Source organism: Methylotuvimicrobium sp. KM2, assembly GCF_038051925.1.
GTDB lineage: Bacteria > Pseudomonadota > Gammaproteobacteria > Methylococcales > Methylomonadaceae > Methylotuvimicrobium.
The window spans coordinates 4738500-4755221 of the sequence record NZ_CP150634.1; the positions used below are offsets into that span (position 1 = coordinate 4738500).

Below are 16722 nucleotides of genomic sequence, written 5' to 3' on the forward strand. Positions count from 1 at the left end.
GCGTTTATTCCTCCGTCGGTTGGTGCGATATTGCCGGTTTGAAACGGGTCATACGAATTACGATAAAACGGGCAACGATAAAACCAAATAGACAAACCAAAAGTCGCTGCCAATGATCGGCGGCCAGCCAATAAAAACCGGCCAACGTGACTCCGGTTCGAAGAAGTATACTGCTGAAGAACCAGAACCCGGGACGTTTTGACTGAAGCCCTTTTTGTACGGTCCACCAAAGTCCTCCGAAAAAAAACATTCCCAGCAAGGTGCCGGCTCCGAAAGCCAGTGCCAACATCAGATTTTCAGTCATCTTTTTTATCCTGCTTTTTATGGATTCGAATATCTTCGTTGGATACCCAGCGCCAGGCGTTCCAACACCCCAGCATCAGCCCGCCAATCAATAACATCAAGGTCCAGGAATGAGGCCCCGGATACCGGTCATCCAGCCACAAGCCTAAAAATACTCCCAGCAATGCCGGCACCGCGACCGACCAGCCGATCAAGCCGAACCACCCCAAGCCGAACCAGATCGTCTTATTCACTTGCCGTTGGGCTTCAAGTTTACGCTCGGCCTTTGCTCCGACTTGACGGCTCAAGGACGAGTCCTTAGGTCGCTTTTTTTTATCGTTTGGCTCAGCCACGATGATACTCCATAAAGCGCCGGACGAAACCGCTTTCCAGTTTAGCCATGACCGACCGGACGCTTTTTTCGTGTTCGTCGAGCTCCAGAAATTCGCGCTCCACGGCTTCGCGCAATCGATCCAATTCGATACCGCCGATGGCATTGCGCACCGATACCAGCACCTCGGTTCCGGTCTTGACCAGCATGCCTTGATCGATGGCCAGATAAACCTCGCCATCAGCTGCCGTTTCATAGGTTAGAATGCCCGGAGCCAAGGCTGCCGCGCAATCCAGGCGGTTCGGCAGTATGCCGAACGAACCTTGATATGTCTCGGCAACGATCCGAGTGACGCCCTCGTACTCGGCGAATACCCGGAAAGGCAACAGGATTTTAAGATGCATCGATGACGAGTTCATAGTGGCCTCACTTTTTGGCTTCGTCAATCGAACCGATCATATAAAGTCCGCTTTCGGGATAATCTTTGAACTCATCGTTGAGAATTCGTTCGCAACCGTTCAGCGCGTCGTTGCGGCTAACGAGCTTGCCGTTCAGGCCGGTGAATTGCTCGGTCGTGAAAAACGGCTGCGTCAAAAAACGTTCTAAACGGCGGGCGCGATACACGATATTTCGATCTTCCCGAGAGAGCTGTTCGAGTCCCAACATCGCGATGATGTCTTTCAAATCTTCGTATTGAGCCAGTGTGCTTCTGACCTCCTGTGCGATTCGATAATGCCGTTCGCCCACAATACGCGGTGTCGCCATCTTGGAGTTGGATTGCAGTGGATCGATCGCGGGAAAAAGCCCCTCGCTCGCCCGTTTGCGAGACAACACGATAGAGGCCGACAAATGAGAAAAGGTATGAACCGCGGCGGGGTCGGTAAAATCGTCGGCCGGAACATAGACCGCCTGTATCGAGGTGATCGCGCCGGTATCGGTATTGGCGATGCGTTCCTGCAACTGCGAAAGTTCGGTGCCCATCGTCGATTGATAACCCAAGCGCGAAGGCATTTGTCCCATGAGCCCGGAAACTTCGGAGCCGGCCTGAATGAAACGGAAAACATTGTCAATCAGCAGCAAGACATCCCGGCGTTCGTCATCGCGGAAATATTCTGCCATCGTCAACGCGGCATTGCCGACCCGAAACCGGCTTCCCGGCAATTCGTTCATTTGCCCGAATACCATGACCATGTTCGGCAGCACCCCTGCAGCCTTCATTTCCCGGTACAACTCTTCACCTTCCCGGCAGCGTTCGCCGATACCGCAAAACAGACTCACGCCCTCGTGTTGCCCGACCATGTTGTGAATCATCTCGGTCAGTAAAACCGTCTTGCCGACTCCGGCGCCGCCGAATAATCCCGCCTTGCCGCCTCTTTCCAAAGGCGCCAATACATCGATGATCTTGATGCCGGTCTCGAACAGTTCCGACTTAGTTGAAAGGCGCGCTAGCGGCGGAGGCGTTTGATGAACCGAGCGCCATTCGATATCGGAAGGCATCGGCAAACGATCGATGGGACGGCCGAATACATCGAACATGCGCGAAAGAATGTTTTTGCCTACCGGCGCTTTTAACGGAGCTCCCGAGTTTTCGACCGGCATGCCTCGGGCAAGTCCTTGCGTCGGTGTCATTGCGATGCCGCGAACCCGCGAATCGTCGAGCTGCGTCAATACCTCGATGATGACTCGGCGATCGTTGCCGGCATACAGAATCGTATGAATGGGCGGCAAACAGCAATCGAACCGGATATCGACCACGCTTCCGGTGATCGAAACGACTGATCCGACTTGCTTAAGGCTTGTTTCATCATTCATATTTGCCGCCTGAGTCGAACTATTAAATGCAGTGTTGTATCTGTCGTGCCTTTGGTTCTGATAGCCTTACTTAATAGGGGCTATATTAGCGCTAATATACCCATCGTAGATCAAAATTCGGCACCGGGGTATCCGTCAAAGGACGCCGTGAATACGTCCCTGTAGGCTCTATGCCAGCTCCATGCTGGCAAAGCCTTTGCCGAGCACCCCGGCGCCTCCTCAGGCACTGCCGAAATTTGAAGTGCGAAAGGTATATAACGATGAGCGGTCCTCCGTGGGAACCATGCGTTGGCTGCCGAAACAAGATCTGTTTGCATTCCTATGCTGGATCGGTGGGAACGAGGAAATGGAAAAGTCCGAGTCGATGAGCCTTAAATAGTCGGGCATTTTCTATATTCCGAGCCGTCAAAATAAAAATGGCGCCTGATTAGGACAAATTTGCATGCTTTTCTTCAACCATCTCGCTGATCAAGGCCATCACTTCGGCGCTGGCATCTTCCGACTGTTGCATGTCGCTGATTATGTTGTCGATGATTGCTTTGTTGCTTTGCCAGTTGTTTCGTGAATATTCATAGGCGCGTCGCGTGAATTTATGCACATCTTCGTGAGGTTTATTCAGCCTGGCATAGGCTTGCGTGGATCTAAATTGCTCATGCCCAAGCCCATCGAAATACCATTTGCCAAGCCTGCAATGCTGATGATCGACATCGATCGCATCGGCTTGCGGACAACGCTTTAGGTTTTCGATCGCGATATAGCCGTTCTGTTTATAAACAATATGATCGACTTTGGTTAATAGTGCAAAGGTTTTATCCTTGGCATAACTGATATAGCCGACCGACGCTTTTGCCGAAATTGAAAGATCGGCAAACTGACTCCGAAATTCGTCGACTTTTTCCATGATTTCTTGGGAAAGTTCGGCGGATGCCTCGGCTTCGGAATGCATTTGATTGACGCGCTTATTGAATGAATTGAGTGTTTTAGTAACCTCCAGCGCCGCATTCTTAGTATGATCGGACAAGTTTTTGACTTCTTCCGCGACGACCGCGAAACCACGCCCATATTCGCCGGCTCGTGCAGCTTCGATCGAGGCGTTGAGTGCCAACAGATTGGTTTGGTCGGCGATACCGGTGATCATCGATAAGGATTCGGTTACTTTTTTACTATCGTCGATCAGTGCGGTAATGACATCGGTAACCGAATGAATATTGTCATTGATATTGGTTAACGAATGGCTAATTGTATTGACCGACGACAAGCTATTTTCGGCGTTATTGCCGGTATTAATCGCGATGCTTTCAACCTTATGCATTTGTTCGGTAATGCTCAGTAGGTCTTCCTGATTGGATTTGAGATTATCGAGTAAATTCGAGGTATTCAGCAGGTGCAGTCCGGCAGAAAGGCGATTTTTCGTGATCATCGTTTCATTATCGCTCATGACTCGCAGTGCTTTATTGACCGATTTCGCTGACGATTTAAGTAAGCCGGGAAAGCCGTCCGCAAGAGCGTAACGGTTATGATTGCCTTTGGCCGCTTGATCGAAACAAGTCGTGATTTCCTTGAAATAAGACTCCATGATGTCGAGCATTTCGTTCAATTCCCAAGCGATTTTGCCGAGCTCGCCCATTCCCTTGGTTCTTGTGATTCGGTGGTAAAGTTCGCCGTCATTGGTTTTAATTAATACATCTTGGATGATGGCAATAATACGCAAATATTTTTTTGTTTCTGTGAGCGCGTAAAATGCAATGACGGTGAGTCCAAGGTTAAAGAGGAGAACTAGCCATGAAAAGCCGCTGGTAAAAGTCGTGTAAAAAAAATTGATCGCAGCGAGGAAACTAATACCGGCCACGGCATAATTAACCTTGGCTTCGAGAAAAGGAATGTCGGCACTGGTGTGGCGGCTCATCATTAAACTCCATTCGGTTTATAAAGCCCCAGAACGAGACTGTCATAATTTTTGGCGCCGGTCTGCGCGACGACATCGAATAAATAGGCCAGCGATTTGTCCGGAGCTTCTTTCGCGGAACAGCCTTTTTCTATCGCCAGCATTTCCCGATAAACCGGCACCAAAACATCCAACGCCGACGTCGGCGGTTTGCGCCTAACCGAATAATAACCCTGCAATTTGCCGTCTTTGTCGTAGTCCGGCGTAATATTCGCGAAGACCCAATAAAACCCACCATCTGAACACAGGTTTTTGGCAAAACCGAAAAATTCGTTTCCGGACTTTAAGGTATCCCACATAAACCGAAATACGCCGCGCGGCATTTCGGGATGCCGAATAATATTGTGTTGCACGCCAAGCAATTCGGACTCGGCGTATCCGGCAATTTCCATGAAAATACGGTTAGCGTAAGTGATTTTGCCGCTAATATCGGTTTTCGAAACGATAAAGTCGTTATCGCCCAGTTTCTTTTCGTCATTATTCGGGATAATATTTTTTTTCATCGTTGTGATGCGCCTTATAAGGTTCGATACATTTTTAGCAGAGTCGATTCCATAAAGTCTAGCTGTTGTAAAAAATATCGCCACCAGCTAAATAATTTTCCTCATTCGCACTGCTCCAGCGTGGGAGTGCGTACCTATCTTGCCTGGCAGCGAAGTTATGAGGTCCCACAGAGGGCGCTCATCGTTATACATAAATTGTAGGGTTCCTCCAGCCTGCTAAGCTCCGAATCCCTGCCCGGATCAAACCATAAGGGCTTGTGGTAGCATTGGTGGGGTTGCCATGGTACTCACAGCCTACCCTATACCTCACTGCCATTAAGTTAAGCCGTCACAGAATAAGTAATTCTGGTATTCAGGATCGAATGTACTTCAAAAGCCTGCCATCTATGGCACTGGATTCCGTCAGTCCCTCACCTAGCGTTCACTGCCATTAAGTTAAGGATTTTTCCGTTCGCCCTGAGCCTGTCGAAGGGTGAATGGAAAAATCCTGGGTCGATAAGTTAAGCCGTCCATGGTTCGACAGGCTCACCACGAACGGCTTAACTTAATGGCAGTGTCACCTAGCGTTAGGTGAGGGATCGACATCCCGGCGCCTACTCGGGCACTGCCGAAATTTGAAGTGCGAAAGGTATAAAAAGCAGGAACACAGCAATTAGCAAAAAATGGCTTTTATCGACAGCCTACCTTAGATACCCTTGCTATTGTCCGGTTTTGTAGGAAAGTATGATGGAAAAACGGAAATCGTTCGAGTTTTTTAGACGATAGATAAACGGGAGTTGAAGAGAGGATGAGGCCAGTTGTTTCATCAAATGACCTTAGAGGCAATAAGAGTGTATCGCCTCTAAGGATTTAGATAGCAATAAGCCGATTAATTAACGATCTTATTTAATTAACGACTCTATGTCCGCGGTTACGTAAACAAGTGCGGTAAGATCGTTTGAAGGCTTCCTCGGCCTCGAAGCCTTGTTTAGCGCCGCCGCCGAAACCGCCGGCCGCCGCGCCGATCGCAGCCCCTGTTCCGGGGCTGCCTGTAAAGGCACCAACCACGGCGCCACCCGCCGCACCAATTGCCGCGCCGACGCCGGTACCGATAGCGGTTTCCTTAACGGTACCGCCTGCCGCTTGACGAGCAAGTTGATCGCATTCGTACAAGTCTTGATTCAAACGGTAGGCATTGGGACTATCGTAAGTATCGACCGTGGGTGTCCAACCGGTTTGAGTGGCGCAAGCGGATAGCAGCAATCCGCCGATCATGGTGATTCCAAGTGTCGATTTTTTCATAAATATACCTCTTTGTTGAGTTTATAGCTGGAGCAAAAATAAAACCTTATATATGAATAAAGAATGAATTAGATCGATTAAAGTTCCCTTAAAACGGATACCGGCGGTTTGTCGACTACTTGCCTAACGCCCCAGAAACCTGCGAGTCCGATAAAAAAGCCGCTAAGCGTAGGCATGACCAACCATAGCAGAAAATTGGGCCGGTAATTCAAGTGCAGCACTTCGGTATATAACGCGAAAAGCACGATTTCGGACAGGCCGATCGCCAAAATTCCCGCACTAAAACCCAATAGCGCAAATTCGATTATATGCGTCTTCCGTAAAAATTGCCGATGCGCTCCTAGCGTTCGCATCAGCGCACCTTCATGAATGCGTTGGTCCAACCCGGCTTGAACCGCCGCGAACAGCACGGTAAATCCGGCCAGTAGTGCGAAATATAACAAATAGTTGATCGCTTGGGTTAGTTGCGCCAAGATCGTTTGGAATTGTTTGAGAATCAAATCCACTTCCAGAACGGTTACACTCGAGTAGCGTTTGACCAGTTCATTCAAGAAATGTTTTTGATTTTCCGGCAAATAAAAACTGGTCATCGAGGTGCTGGCAAATCCGTCCAAGGTTCCCGGCGAAAAAATCATATAAAAATTAGGCTTCATCGTATCCCACTTAACGCTGCGAATACTGACGACTTCCGCTTGCAATTGTTCGCTTCCGATCGTAAAAGTCAGTTTGTCGCCGAGCTCAACGCCAAGACTCGAAGCCAATTTTTGCTCGATCGACACCAAACCCGGGCTATCATTCGTCCACCACTTGCCGGATAGAATCTTGTTTTCATCGGGCACCTGCTCCGACCAGGTTAGGCTCAAGTCGCGATGCGTGGCTTGTTCGCCTTGGGAATCCTTACTGACGATTTTTTGCACCGGAATGCCGTTGATTCGGACGAGTCGTCCGCGAACGATCGGATAAAAGCGGCTGCCGGTCAGGCCTTGGTCATCCAAATCCTGCTGGAAATCGGCTTGTTGTTCGGGAAAAATATTCAACACGAAATGGTTCGGCGCCTGTTCCGGCAACTGACGTTGCCAATCGGTCAATAAATCGTTTCTGACCGTGAAGCTCAAGGTCATCGCCACCAGCGTGATGCTAAATGCCAAAATCTGACTCACCGATGCCTGCCGGTTACGAATCAAACCTTGCACGCCGAAACGCCAAGTTAGAGGCAAACTGGGCAACAATTTTTGACAGGCCCAAAGGATTCCGTAAACCGCGCTGCCCAATACGAGTAACGCGATCAGGCCGACGCCGATGATGATGCCGGTCATTTTAAAATCTTCGGTATAACGCCATATCAAAACCGCGATAATAGCGATCGCCAAACCGTAAATCAGCCAAGCCGCGGACGGTAACGGCTCCAGGTCGCGGCGCAACACGCGTAGCGGCGACACCCTTTTGAGACGAAGCAGCGGCGGCAGAGCAAAACCCAGCAATACCGCCATGCCCGTCGCGAAACCGAAAAATACCGCAAACCAGCTCGGCGAGGCGATGGCATCCGGTAACAAATCATGCAAAAGATGAAACAGCCCGGCCTGCGCAAACCAGCCTAGAAGACAACCGATGGCGCTGGCCAACATTCCGAGAATAAAAAACTGACTACCGTAAAGCCATAAAATTTCTTTTTGCTTCAAGCCTAAGCATCTCAATACCGCTGTGGCATCGAAATGACGTTCGCTATACCGGCGCGTTGCAGCGGCAATCGCAACGCCGGCAATCAAAATCACGACAATGCTGGACAAGCCCAAGTAGCGCTCGGCCCGATTTAGCGCATTGCCGACTTCAGGGCGGTCTTGATGAATATCCATGATGCGCTGGGACGGATTCAGCTGCGGCTTGATCCAACGATTGAATGCCATGATGCTCTGCGCTTCGCCGGCGAACTGAAAGAAATAATGCACATGACTGCCCGGTTGTATCACTCCCGTAGCCGGTAAGTCGTCGGCATGCATCATGACCCGCGGCGATAGGCTGTAAAAATCGCCCCGCTTGTCCGGCTCGTAAGTCAAGACACGGCTGATCGTCAACGCTTTTTCGCCGACCGTCAAGGCATCGCCGATTTGCAAATGCAGTGCCGACAGCACGCGTTTTTCAACCCATACCGACCCTGGCTCAGGTCCGGACGCCACTATTTGCTCGTCGCTGAAATCGGCGCCGGTGACCTTTAAAAAACCGCGTAACGGATAACGGGGACTGATCGCCTTCACGCCGGCCAGCAACAGTTCGTCGTTTTCCATCAAGACGCTTGAAAACTCGGCGGTTTCCGAACGGGTCAAGGCCAATTCGCCGGCCTTTTCCAGCCATGCGCCGGGAATGCGTTCGGGACTCGTTATTACTAAATCGGCCGCGAGAAAATCGGCGGCTTGTAAGGTCATCGTACGATGCAGGCGATCGGCGAATAGCGTAATTGCAGTCGAACTGGTCACGGCGATGATCAACGCGGCAATCAGAATCGTGAGTTCGCCGGAACGGCTATCGCGAAACAACAAGCGTAGCGCCAAATTAAAACGCGTCATACCAGTCTCCCGGCATCGAGTTTAATGCTGCGCCGGCAGCGTTCGGCCAAATGGCTGTCATGCGTGACCAATATGAGCGTGGTGCTGTTTTCGCGGTTCAATTCGAACAATAAATCGATGATTTGTTCGCCGGTTTTACTGTCCAGATTGCCGGTCGGTTCGTCGGCGAATAAAATAGCCGGCCGCGTCACGAAAGCGCGGGCCAACGCGACGCGCTGTTGTTCGCCGCCGGAAAGCTGCCTTGACGTATGATTGAGCCGGTGGCTTAATCCCACCCTGCCGAGCAAATCGGCGGCCAAAACACGCGCATTTTTGTTGCCGCCCAACTCCAACGGCAACATCACATTTTCGACAGCGGTCAACCCCGGCAACAATTGAAACGACTGAAACACAAAGCCGATCAACTCGTTACGTACCGCCGCCCGCCCGTCTTCATCCATCGCCGTCAAATCGCGACCGTCAATCGTCACGGAACCGCTTGTCGGCGTATCGAGCCCGGCCAACAAACTCAATAAAGTCGATTTGCCGGAACCGGACTCGCCGACCACCGCGAGACTCTCTCCCGGTTTGATTTGTAAATCGACCGATGCCAAGATATGTAAGGTGCCATCCGAAGTTTGCACGGTTTTACCGAGATTTTCGGTGACGATAATATCTTTTAACGTTCTTTCAGGTTGAGTCTGTGTCATGTTTAAATTTTTGCTTGCAGTAATAATAGCGTTAAGTTCAGCGGTCGTGTCGGCTGAAACGATTGTCGTATTAGGCGATAGTATCAGCGCCGGATACGGAATAGAAGCGGGGAAAGGCTGGGTCGATTTACTTCAGAAAAAGCTGGAGGCCGAAAAGTTCCCGCATCAGGTGGTTAACGAAAGCATCAGCGGCGATACCAGCGCCGGCGGATTGGCTCGCATCGACAGCGCGTTGGCGCGGCATAGCCCGGAATGGGTGCTGCTGGAGCTTGGCGGCAACGACGGTTTAAGAGGATTGACCCCCAAGCAAATGCACGACAACTTGAACGAAATCGTCAAGCGTTCGAAACAAGCCGGCGCGCAAGTTTTGCTACTAGGCATGCGCATGCCGCCGAATCTCGGTAAACGCTATATTGAAATTTTTTACCAGGTTTATCCGGAACTGGCCAAAGAACACGACCTGCCTTTCGTGCCTTTTATACTCGAAGACGTGGCCCTGAAAGCGGAACTGATGCAGCGCGACCGAATTCATCCGAATGCCGACGCACAACCGATTATCGCCGAAAAAGTATGGGAATATTTAGGTCCGCTGTTAAAATGACAAGCCTTATTTCGGGTTTCCACCCGGCCGATTCACTCCAATAAATATAATAACGAGATCATTGATGAATGCCTTAACTCTGGAAAAAGCCAATCAAATCATTCATGTCGCATTAACCAATGCCCGCCAACTCAACCTAGAACCGCTGACCGTGGTCGTATTGGACGAAGCCGGTCATCTCAAAGCGATGCAACGCGAAGACGGCGCCACGATGATTCGAGAGCAAGTCGCGATCGCCAAAGCGTGGGGCGCGGTCAACATGGGCATGTCGTCGCGAAATCTTGCCGCCGTCGCCGAGCAACGCCCCGACTTCATGAACGCGCTGATCGGCTTGGCCGACGGAAAAGTCATGCCCGTACCGGGCGGCGTACTGATTCGTAATGCCGACCACAAAATTCTCGGCGCGGTCGGAATCTCCGGCGACGTCTCCGACCAAGACGAGCGCTGTGCGATCGCCGGAATCCACGCGGCCGGTTTATTTTGCTAAGGAACGAGCATGAAATAACTTCATTCTAATATCGCAAGGAAGGAGGATTCGATTGACAGATGTCGGCCGCACGCCCCGAAGCCACCTTAGATAAAACTGAAACAAAAACAAACCGCATCGTCATTCTTGTCGCATTGGTCGCCATGCCAATCGACTTATCTTCCCCACGCTAGTGCGCACTGCCATTAAGTTAAGCCGTTCGTGGTGAGCCTGTCGAACCATGGACGGCTTAACTTATCGACCCAGGATTTTTCCATTCACCCTTCGACAGGCTCAGGGCGAACGGAAAAATCCTTAACTTAATGGCAGTGCACGCTAGTGCGTGAATGTAGGCGAGTTTGCCCTGAATTGCGGGTGTGATGAGCTCGTGCGTCAAGTCGAGCAACCCCATGTCCCTATTGATCTCATTCACCACCAAACCGATCGCGCCGAATGAGCAAAGTATCGCATCCAGGTCATCGGCGTAACCGCCACCGCCGAGCCCAAAATTCTGAGCGGTATTTTGCACGCTCGCCACGTCGAGGTATTCCCTTTCTATTGAAAAAACGTCTAAAAATGAAAAGATATGGGGATATCTAGCGATGTGTTGTGAAGTTAAGCAATTTCCCTATAATGCAATGATTTACTTCAAATGAGACGAAAACGATGGCTACCTTATTCTGGCTACAGACAGGCGCCTGTGGCGGCGATTCGCTGGCGCTATTGAGTGCTGAATCACCGAGCCTCGAACAAATTTTTTCGGCTCACGGCGTTGAATTGCTATGGCACCCCTCGTTGTCCGGCGCGTCGATGCGCGAGCACGACGCGCTGCTCGAACGCATCGTCAACGGCGAACAAGCGTTGGACATACTTTGCGTCGAAGGCAGCATCGTCACGGCCCCGCGCGGTACCGGTCTGTACGACAGCTACCGCGGCCGGGCGCGCATGGACATCGCGCGTGAATTGGCAGAGCGGGCCGGTACGGTCGTCGCGATGGGCACCTGTGCTGCCTACGGTGGCGTTCATGCCGCGGCGCCGAATCCGGGCGATTGTATCGGCCTGCAATACAACCGTTCGACTCCGGGCGGTCTGTTGCCGCCGGAGTGGCGTTCGCGCGCGGGCCTTCCTGTCGTCAACGTCTCCGGTTGCCCGGCACATCCCCACGCCATGACCCAGACGCTGGCCTGGCTCGCCGCCGGACTGCCGTTGCCGCTGGACGAACTGAATCGTCCTAAGGCGTTCTTCAATACCGTCGTTCATCAAGGGTGTACGCGTAACGAGTATCACGAATACGACATCGAAGAAAACGAACCGGGCGGGCGCGCCTGTCTGTTTTTCAATCTCGGCTGCCAAGGGCCGATGACGCAGGCGGTATGCAACAGCGATCTGTGGAACGGCACCAGCAGCAAGACTCGCGCCGGCGTGCCTTGTTTCGGTTGCACGTCGCCGAGCTTCCCTCGCGACACCGATTTGTTCTTGACTGAGAAAATCGGCGACATTCCGTTGCGCTTGCCGCTGGGCGTCGAACGTCCCCGGTACATGGCATACAAGAATCTTGCCCGCGCCGCTGCGCCGGAACGCGTCAAAGACAAGAAAATGGACGTTTGAGATGGCTACGATTGAAGTCAACATCAATTTGAACCGCGTCGAGGGAGACCTCGAAATCGCTTTGGTGCTCGACGACGGCGTCGTCACGGAAGCTCGGACCGTCGGCACACTGTATCGCGGTTTCGAGCAGATCATGATGGGCAGGGCGCCCCGCGATGCGTTGGTGATCACGCCGCGGGTCTGCGGCATTTGCGGTACGGCTCATCTTTACTCGGCAGTGCTCGCGCTCGAACATGCCTGGCGGACGCCGGTGCCGCCGAATGCGACGCGCATCCGCAATCTTTGCCTGATTGCCGAAGGTATACAGAACGATTTACGTCAAACCTTTCTGTTTTTCGCGCCCGATTTTTGCCATCGGCGTTATAGTCAGCACAGCTGGTTCGACGATGCGGTCGACGCTTTCGAACCGTTTCGCGGTTCGATTTATCTCGAAACGTTGGCTCAAACGCGGAAAGCGGTCGAAATCGTCGCGCATTTCGGCGGGCAATGGCCGCATTCATCCTATATGATACCCGGCGGCGTGACGACGCCGGCCGATCTGCGCCGGCTGTTGGCCTGCCGCTCGGTATTGGATGAGATTCAGCGCTGGTACGAACGGCGCGTCATCGGCGCTTCGCTCGACGATTGGCTGGCCTTGGAAGATGCCGAGCGCTATTTCGCTTGGCTCGATACGCCGGCGCATGCCGGCAGCGCGCTGGGTTTGATGAGCCGCGCGGCCCGCTCGCTCGGCCTACACCTGTGCGCCTCGGGTACGCCGCACATGCTCAGCTATGGCGCCTGGTGCGATCCCGACCGTTGGTCCGCGCCGCACGACGCGCGTTTGCTGCCGGGCGGTTTCTACGACGGCGGAAGCGGCACGGTCGGGCCATACGATCAACAACTGATCAATGAGCACGTTCGTCATTCCTGGTTCCGGCCTTATGACGGCGGGCGGCATCCGTGGAACGGCGAAACCGTCCCCGATTTTCAGCCGAACAGCGACCGCTACACTTGGGCGAAGGCGCCGCGCTACGGCGATAAGGTGGTGCAGACCGGACCGTTGGCCGAGCTGCTGATCGGCGGCGATGCACTGATTGCGTCGCTGCACCAGGCCGAAGGCGGCAGCGCTTGGCTTCGACAATTCGCGCGGGTCAGGCGAATCGCCGTCGAATTGAAGCAAGCGCGACTGATACTCGACGAGTTAACAGCGAATCTACACGAGCCGCATATTTTGAATCCGGCCAAAACACAGGAAACCGACGGAGAAGGATACGGTCTGATCATGGCCGCGCGCGGGGCGCTCGGGCACTGGCTCAAAATCAAAGACGGTGTCATCGAAAAATATCAAATCATCACGCCAACCGCGTGGAACGCCTCTCCTAGAGACAGCGGAGGCTTCCCGGGGCATTGGGAGCAAAGCCTAGTCGGACTGAGCGTTCAGGATCCGGACGATCCCGTAGAAATCGGGCATGTCATTCGCTCCCACGATCCGTGCCTAGTGTGCACGGTACATGTGCTGAACACCGGCACGAGGCTACGTTTCGGGCCATGAGTAATCGGCAATTATGTCATATCGTTTGCTTCGGTAATCCGCTCCACGGTGATGACGGTTTCGGTCCGGCGGTTTACCAACGGCTAGCGGCGCTGCCGCTGCCGGATAACGTGCGCGTGTTCGACGCCGGAACGCCCGGTCTGGCGGCATTAGCGCTATTTCAAGGATGCCATGAGGTGATGGTCGTCGACGCCGTCGCATCGGGCGGCATACCAGGGAAATTAAGCCGATTATCGCCGAATGTTGTTACGGCCGAAATCACGTTACCGGGCCACGGCATCGGCGTAGGCTATTTGTTAAAGGCCGTTGCCGCGTTGCCGGACTGCCCACGCATCGAGATCATCGCAGCGGAAATCCTTGGAGCGGCACCGTTCCGTCCGGGCTTGTCAAAACCGGTGCGCCAAGCTGTCGACGATGCCTTCGTTCTACTGGAAAAATATGCCGAGCAAGTTTCCCGTCAATGAATCGCACCTAAATGAGGAGCTGACGCGTTTGCGGGTCGAATTCGAAGCGCTTCGAATCGCCAACGCGGCGCTCGAGCAACAATTGTCGATCGACGCCAAGCAGGCCGATTCGATGCTGCGGGTGCTCGAAATACGTAGTAACGAGCTAAAGGAAGCCAACCTACATCAGCTGAATCAAAGTAATTTCATCCGTCGCGTCATGGATTCGACCGGCGCGATGATGATCGTGCTGGGACCTGATGGGCATATACGCCAAGTCAATCGGCGTTGCGCGCAGGAGTTGACCGGAACCGATTCGATTCCGGACAATCGCGTGCTGGACGACTGGTTGCATCCCGACGAACGACAAGCGCTTGTCGCACAAGCGATCGGTTTGCCGTGGCCCGTTTTTTCTCCGCTGTTCGAAGTCGTGCGGCGTTCGGGTTCCTATGCCGCTGAGCACCGTCTGGCAAGCCGCGACGGAAGCTATCGCCATTATTGGTTTGAGGCGAGTATGCAACACAACCCTCAAGGCAAAGAAGAAGGCGCCGTCATTTGCGCGAGCGATATCACGCGGCTCAAACAACAACAAGAGCGATTGAGCCGAAGCGAAAAACGCCTGAAAGAGGCGCAAAAAATCGCCCGCCTGGGGCATTGGGAAATGGATTTGACGTGCGACAAACTCACTTGGTCGGAGGAAGTGTGTATTATTTTCGAGCTCGATTCGGCTTCGATACCCCGTAACTATGCGGACTTTCTCGAACTCGTCTATCCAGCCGACCGGGCCGCAGTCGACCGGGCTTTCACATCCGCCCTAAGCACGCATGGTTCTTACGACATCGAACATCGTCTGTTAGCGGCCGGCGGACAAATTAAGTGGATACACGAACGGTGCGTCATCTACTATGACGATGCCGGGCGGGCTTTACGGTTGGTCGGAACGATTCAGGATATCACCGAGCAACGCTTGGCCGAAGAGCAGTTGCGTCTTGCGGCGAGCGTCTTCGACAATAGCCTGAATGGCATTCTAATCACCGATGCGAATACGCGCATCGTCAAGGTCAACCGCATGTTCAGCGAAGTCATGGGCTATTCGTCCGACGAGGTGTTGGGACAAAAACCGAGCTTGCTGAAATCCGAGCACCACGATAAGCAATTTTATCGCAGTCTGTGGGCCGCACTCGAACGGGACGGCAAATGGCAGGGTGAGATTTGGGACCGGCGTAAGAACGGCGAACTGATACCACTGTGGCAAAATATATCGTCGGTGCGCGACGCCATCGGACGCGTGACGCACTATATCAGCGTCTTTTACGATTTAACCCAACAAAAGCAAAGCGCGAAACATATCTACCATCTGGCCTATTACGATGCCTTGACCGAACTACCGAACCGGCAGTTATTCAACGAGCGCTGCGAGCATGCACTGGAGAGGGCGAATCGCGACTACCATCCGCTGGCAGTTTTGTTTCTTGATCTGGACCGGTTCAAGCACGTCAACGACAGTCTCGGGCATCCGGCCGGAGACGAGCTTTTGCGCATGGTCGCACACGCAATCAAGAGTTCTTTGCGCCAAGACGATACGGTCGCGCGCTTGGGTGGCGACGAATTCATCATTTTGCTCGAAAATACCGGGAGCCGCTCCGATGTCGAACAGGTCGCCCTCAAAATCATTGCGCACCTCTCTAGACCTTTCATCGTTCAAGGCCATAAGCTGGAGATCGGCACGTCGATAGGCATCAGTTGTTATCCTGAGGATGGCAAAGACACCATGTCCTTAATCAAACACGCCGATCTTGCGATGTATCGAGCCAAGGAAAAAGGACGCGGTAATTTTCAGTTTTACGAAACGTATCTAACTACGCGCGCGAAAGAACGTCTTTTTCTCGAAAGTGAGCTGCGCGACGCACTGGAACGCCAGGAATTCCATCTTCATTACCAACCGCAATTCGCCTTATCCGGCGGCGAATTGATCGGAGCCGAGGCTTTATTGCGCTGGAATCATCACGAGCACGGCCTGATCGCGCCCGACAAGTTCATTCCGATCGCCGAGGAATCGGGGCTGATCGTCGCGATCGGCGAATGGGTGCTATCGGCCGCATGCAGTCAGGCCAAGGCATGGCTCGACGCCGGTTACGCATTCAAACAGGTCGCGGTCAATCTGTCCGGCGCGCAGATCGAACGCAGCGATATTTTGGCAACGGTCGGCAACGTCCTTGCAACAACGGGACTGCCTCCCCAGCACCTAGAGCTCGAAATCACCGAAACCTATATCATGCGTCAAGCGAAACAGAACGTTCGTATCATGGAAGAGCTTCGCGCATTGGGCGTGAGCCTGGCGATCGATGATTTCGGAACCGGGCAGTCGTCGCTCAGTTATTTGAAACGCCTGCCGGTCGACAAGTTGAAAATCGACCGTTCATTCGTGATGGATATTCCGCAAGATAGCAATGATATGGCCATTACCCGAGCGATTCTCGCACTCGGACACAGTTTGAAACTAACCGTTTTGGCCGAGGGTGTCGAAACCGCAGAACAAGCGGCTTTTCTTAACGAATTAAAATGCGACGAAGTGCAGGGCTATTATTACAGCCGCCCGCTGGACGCCGAAAGCTTCCGGAAGCTATTGGCCAAGCAAAAGTTCGATGCAGATCTTTCTGATTGAAGCC

The 16722-nt window shown here is 52.9% G+C and carries 16 protein-coding genes; 6 read left to right on the forward strand and 10 right to left on the reverse strand.

Annotated features, from left to right (window positions below; all coding sequences use genetic code 11):
* Positions 1–4: 4 nt before the first annotated feature.
* From WJM45_RS20010 to WJM45_RS20050, 9 genes are all read right to left on the reverse strand, one after another.
* The gene (locus tag WJM45_RS20010; protein WP_341326779.1) at positions 5–304 is read right to left on the reverse strand and encodes an ATP synthase subunit I; all 300 of its coding nucleotides are present in this window, start codon (positions 302–304) and stop codon (positions 5–7) included.
* A complete protein-coding gene (locus tag WJM45_RS20015) occupies positions 297–635 on the reverse strand; it encodes an AtpZ/AtpI family protein (RefSeq protein ID WP_341326780.1) in 339 nt (112 codons plus the stop codon). Before WJM45_RS20015 ends, WJM45_RS20010 begins: the two co-directional genes overlap by 8 nt.
* Entirely contained in the window at positions 628–1032 is a 405-nt protein-coding gene (locus tag WJM45_RS20020; protein ID WP_341326781.1) for a F0F1 ATP synthase subunit epsilon, read from the reverse strand. The genes WJM45_RS20015 and WJM45_RS20020 overlap by 8 nt, the downstream gene beginning before the upstream one ends.
* A gap of 7 nt (positions 1033–1039) precedes the next feature.
* Positions 1040–2425 (reverse strand): F0F1 ATP synthase subunit beta, encoded by a 1386-nt coding sequence (gene atpD, locus WJM45_RS20025; protein ID WP_341326782.1) that lies wholly within the window; start codon positions 2423–2425, stop codon positions 1040–1042.
* 427 nt (positions 2426–2852) lie between these two features.
* A complete protein-coding gene (locus tag WJM45_RS20030) occupies positions 2853–4334 on the reverse strand; it encodes a methyl-accepting chemotaxis protein (protein WP_341326783.1) in 1482 nt (493 codons plus the stop codon).
* Entirely contained in the window at positions 4334–4873 is a 540-nt protein-coding gene (locus WJM45_RS20035; RefSeq protein WP_341326784.1) for a PAS domain-containing protein, read from the reverse strand. The genes WJM45_RS20030 and WJM45_RS20035 overlap by 1 nt, the downstream gene beginning before the upstream one ends.
* A gap of 885 nt (positions 4874–5758) precedes the next feature.
* Positions 5759–6154: a glycine zipper family protein gene (locus WJM45_RS20040; RefSeq protein WP_341326785.1), complete on the reverse strand. Its 396-nt coding sequence runs from the start codon at positions 6152–6154 to the stop codon at positions 5759–5761.
* 77 nt (positions 6155–6231) lie between these two features.
* On the reverse strand, positions 6232–8715 hold the full coding sequence (locus WJM45_RS20045; protein ID WP_341326786.1) for an FtsX-like permease family protein: 2484 nt from the start codon (positions 8713–8715) through the stop codon (positions 6232–6234).
* Positions 8712–9404 carry an ABC transporter ATP-binding protein gene (locus WJM45_RS20050; RefSeq protein ID WP_017841792.1) on the reverse strand — a complete coding sequence of 231 codons (693 nt, stop codon included), beginning with the start codon at positions 9402–9404 and terminating at the stop codon, positions 8712–8714. The genes WJM45_RS20045 and WJM45_RS20050 overlap by 4 nt, the downstream gene beginning before the upstream one ends.
* Between WJM45_RS20050 and WJM45_RS20055 the strand changes: the two genes are divergently transcribed.
* Entirely contained in the window at positions 9403–10005 is a 603-nt protein-coding gene (locus WJM45_RS20055) for an arylesterase (RefSeq protein ID WP_017841793.1), read from the forward strand. The genes WJM45_RS20050 and WJM45_RS20055 overlap by 2 nt on opposite strands.
* A gap of 64 nt (positions 10006–10069) precedes the next feature.
* On the forward strand, positions 10070–10492 hold the full coding sequence (locus WJM45_RS20060) for a heme-binding protein (protein WP_014150139.1): 423 nt from the start codon (positions 10070–10072) through the stop codon (positions 10490–10492).
* A 229-nt stretch (positions 10493–10721) separates the two neighbouring features.
* Here the strand turns inward: WJM45_RS20060 and WJM45_RS20065 are convergent, their stop codons facing one another.
* Positions 10722–11000 carry a hypothetical protein gene (locus WJM45_RS20065; RefSeq protein ID WP_341326787.1) on the reverse strand — a complete coding sequence of 93 codons (279 nt, stop codon included), beginning with the start codon at positions 10998–11000 and terminating at the stop codon, positions 10722–10724.
* Positions 11001–11137: 137 nt separating this feature from the next.
* Here WJM45_RS20065 and WJM45_RS20070 point away from each other — a divergent pair, with 137 nt between their 5' ends.
* Genes WJM45_RS20070 through WJM45_RS20085 form a run of 4 tightly spaced genes read left to right on the forward strand, consistent with a single transcriptional unit; the run spans position 11138 to position 16718 of the window.
* The gene (locus WJM45_RS20070) at positions 11138–12079 is read left to right on the forward strand and encodes an NADH ubiquinone oxidoreductase (protein ID WP_014150137.1); all 942 of its coding nucleotides are present in this window, start codon (positions 11138–11140) and stop codon (positions 12077–12079) included.
* Position 12080: 1 nt separating this feature from the next.
* Positions 12081–13610 carry a nickel-dependent hydrogenase large subunit gene (locus WJM45_RS20075; protein ID WP_341326788.1) on the forward strand — a complete coding sequence of 510 codons (1530 nt, stop codon included), beginning with the start codon at positions 12081–12083 and terminating at the stop codon, positions 13608–13610.
* The gene (locus tag WJM45_RS20080) at positions 13607–14074 is read left to right on the forward strand and encodes a hydrogenase maturation protease (RefSeq protein ID WP_014150135.1); all 468 of its coding nucleotides are present in this window, start codon (positions 13607–13609) and stop codon (positions 14072–14074) included. The genes WJM45_RS20075 and WJM45_RS20080 overlap by 4 nt, the downstream gene beginning before the upstream one ends.
* Positions 14049–16718 carry an EAL domain-containing protein gene (locus WJM45_RS20085; RefSeq protein ID WP_341326789.1) on the forward strand — a complete coding sequence of 890 codons (2670 nt, stop codon included), beginning with the start codon at positions 14049–14051 and terminating at the stop codon, positions 16716–16718. The genes WJM45_RS20080 and WJM45_RS20085 overlap by 26 nt, the downstream gene beginning before the upstream one ends.
* The last annotated feature ends 4 nt before the right edge of the window (positions 16719–16722 follow it).

Excerpts from the sequence above, each read along its gene's own strand:
- WJM45_RS20010 (WP_341326779.1), bottom strand. The coding sequence starts at position 304 with ATGACTGAAAATCTGATGTTGGCACTGGCTTTCGGAGCCGGCACCTTG.
- WJM45_RS20020 (WP_341326781.1), bottom strand. The coding sequence starts at position 1,032 with ATGAACTCGTCATCGATGCATCTTAAAATCCTGTTGCCTTTCCGGGTA.
- atpD (WP_341326782.1), bottom strand. The coding sequence starts at position 2,425 with ATGAATGATGAAACAAGCCTTAAGCAAGTCGGATCAGTCGTTTCGATC.
- WJM45_RS20030 (WP_341326783.1), bottom strand. The coding sequence starts at position 4,334 with ATGATGAGCCGCCACACCAGTGCCGACATTCCTTTTCTCGAAGCCAAG.
- WJM45_RS20035 (WP_341326784.1), bottom strand. The coding sequence starts at position 4,873 with ATGAAAAAAAATATTATCCCGAATAATGACGAAAAGAAACTGGGCGAT.
- WJM45_RS20040 (WP_341326785.1), bottom strand. The coding sequence starts at position 6,154 with ATGAAAAAATCGACACTTGGAATCACCATGATCGGCGGATTGCTGCTA.
- WJM45_RS20045 (WP_341326786.1), bottom strand. The coding sequence starts at position 8,715 with ATGACGCGTTTTAATTTGGCGCTACGCTTGTTGTTTCGCGATAGCCGT.
- WJM45_RS20055 (WP_017841793.1), top strand. The coding sequence starts at position 9,403 with ATGTTTAAATTTTTGCTTGCAGTAATAATAGCGTTAAGTTCAGCGGTC.
- WJM45_RS20050 (WP_017841792.1), bottom strand. The coding sequence starts at position 9,404 with ATGACACAGACTCAACCTGAAAGAACGTTAAAAGATATTATCGTCACC.
- WJM45_RS20060 (WP_014150139.1), top strand. The coding sequence starts at position 10,070 with ATGAATGCCTTAACTCTGGAAAAAGCCAATCAAATCATTCATGTCGCA.
- WJM45_RS20070 (WP_014150137.1), top strand. The coding sequence starts at position 11,138 with ATGGCTACCTTATTCTGGCTACAGACAGGCGCCTGTGGCGGCGATTCG.
- WJM45_RS20075 (WP_341326788.1), top strand. The coding sequence starts at position 12,081 with ATGGCTACGATTGAAGTCAACATCAATTTGAACCGCGTCGAGGGAGAC.
- WJM45_RS20080 (WP_014150135.1), top strand. The coding sequence starts at position 13,607 with ATGAGTAATCGGCAATTATGTCATATCGTTTGCTTCGGTAATCCGCTC.
- WJM45_RS20085 (WP_341326789.1), top strand. The coding sequence starts at position 14,049 with ATGCCGAGCAAGTTTCCCGTCAATGAATCGCACCTAAATGAGGAGCTG.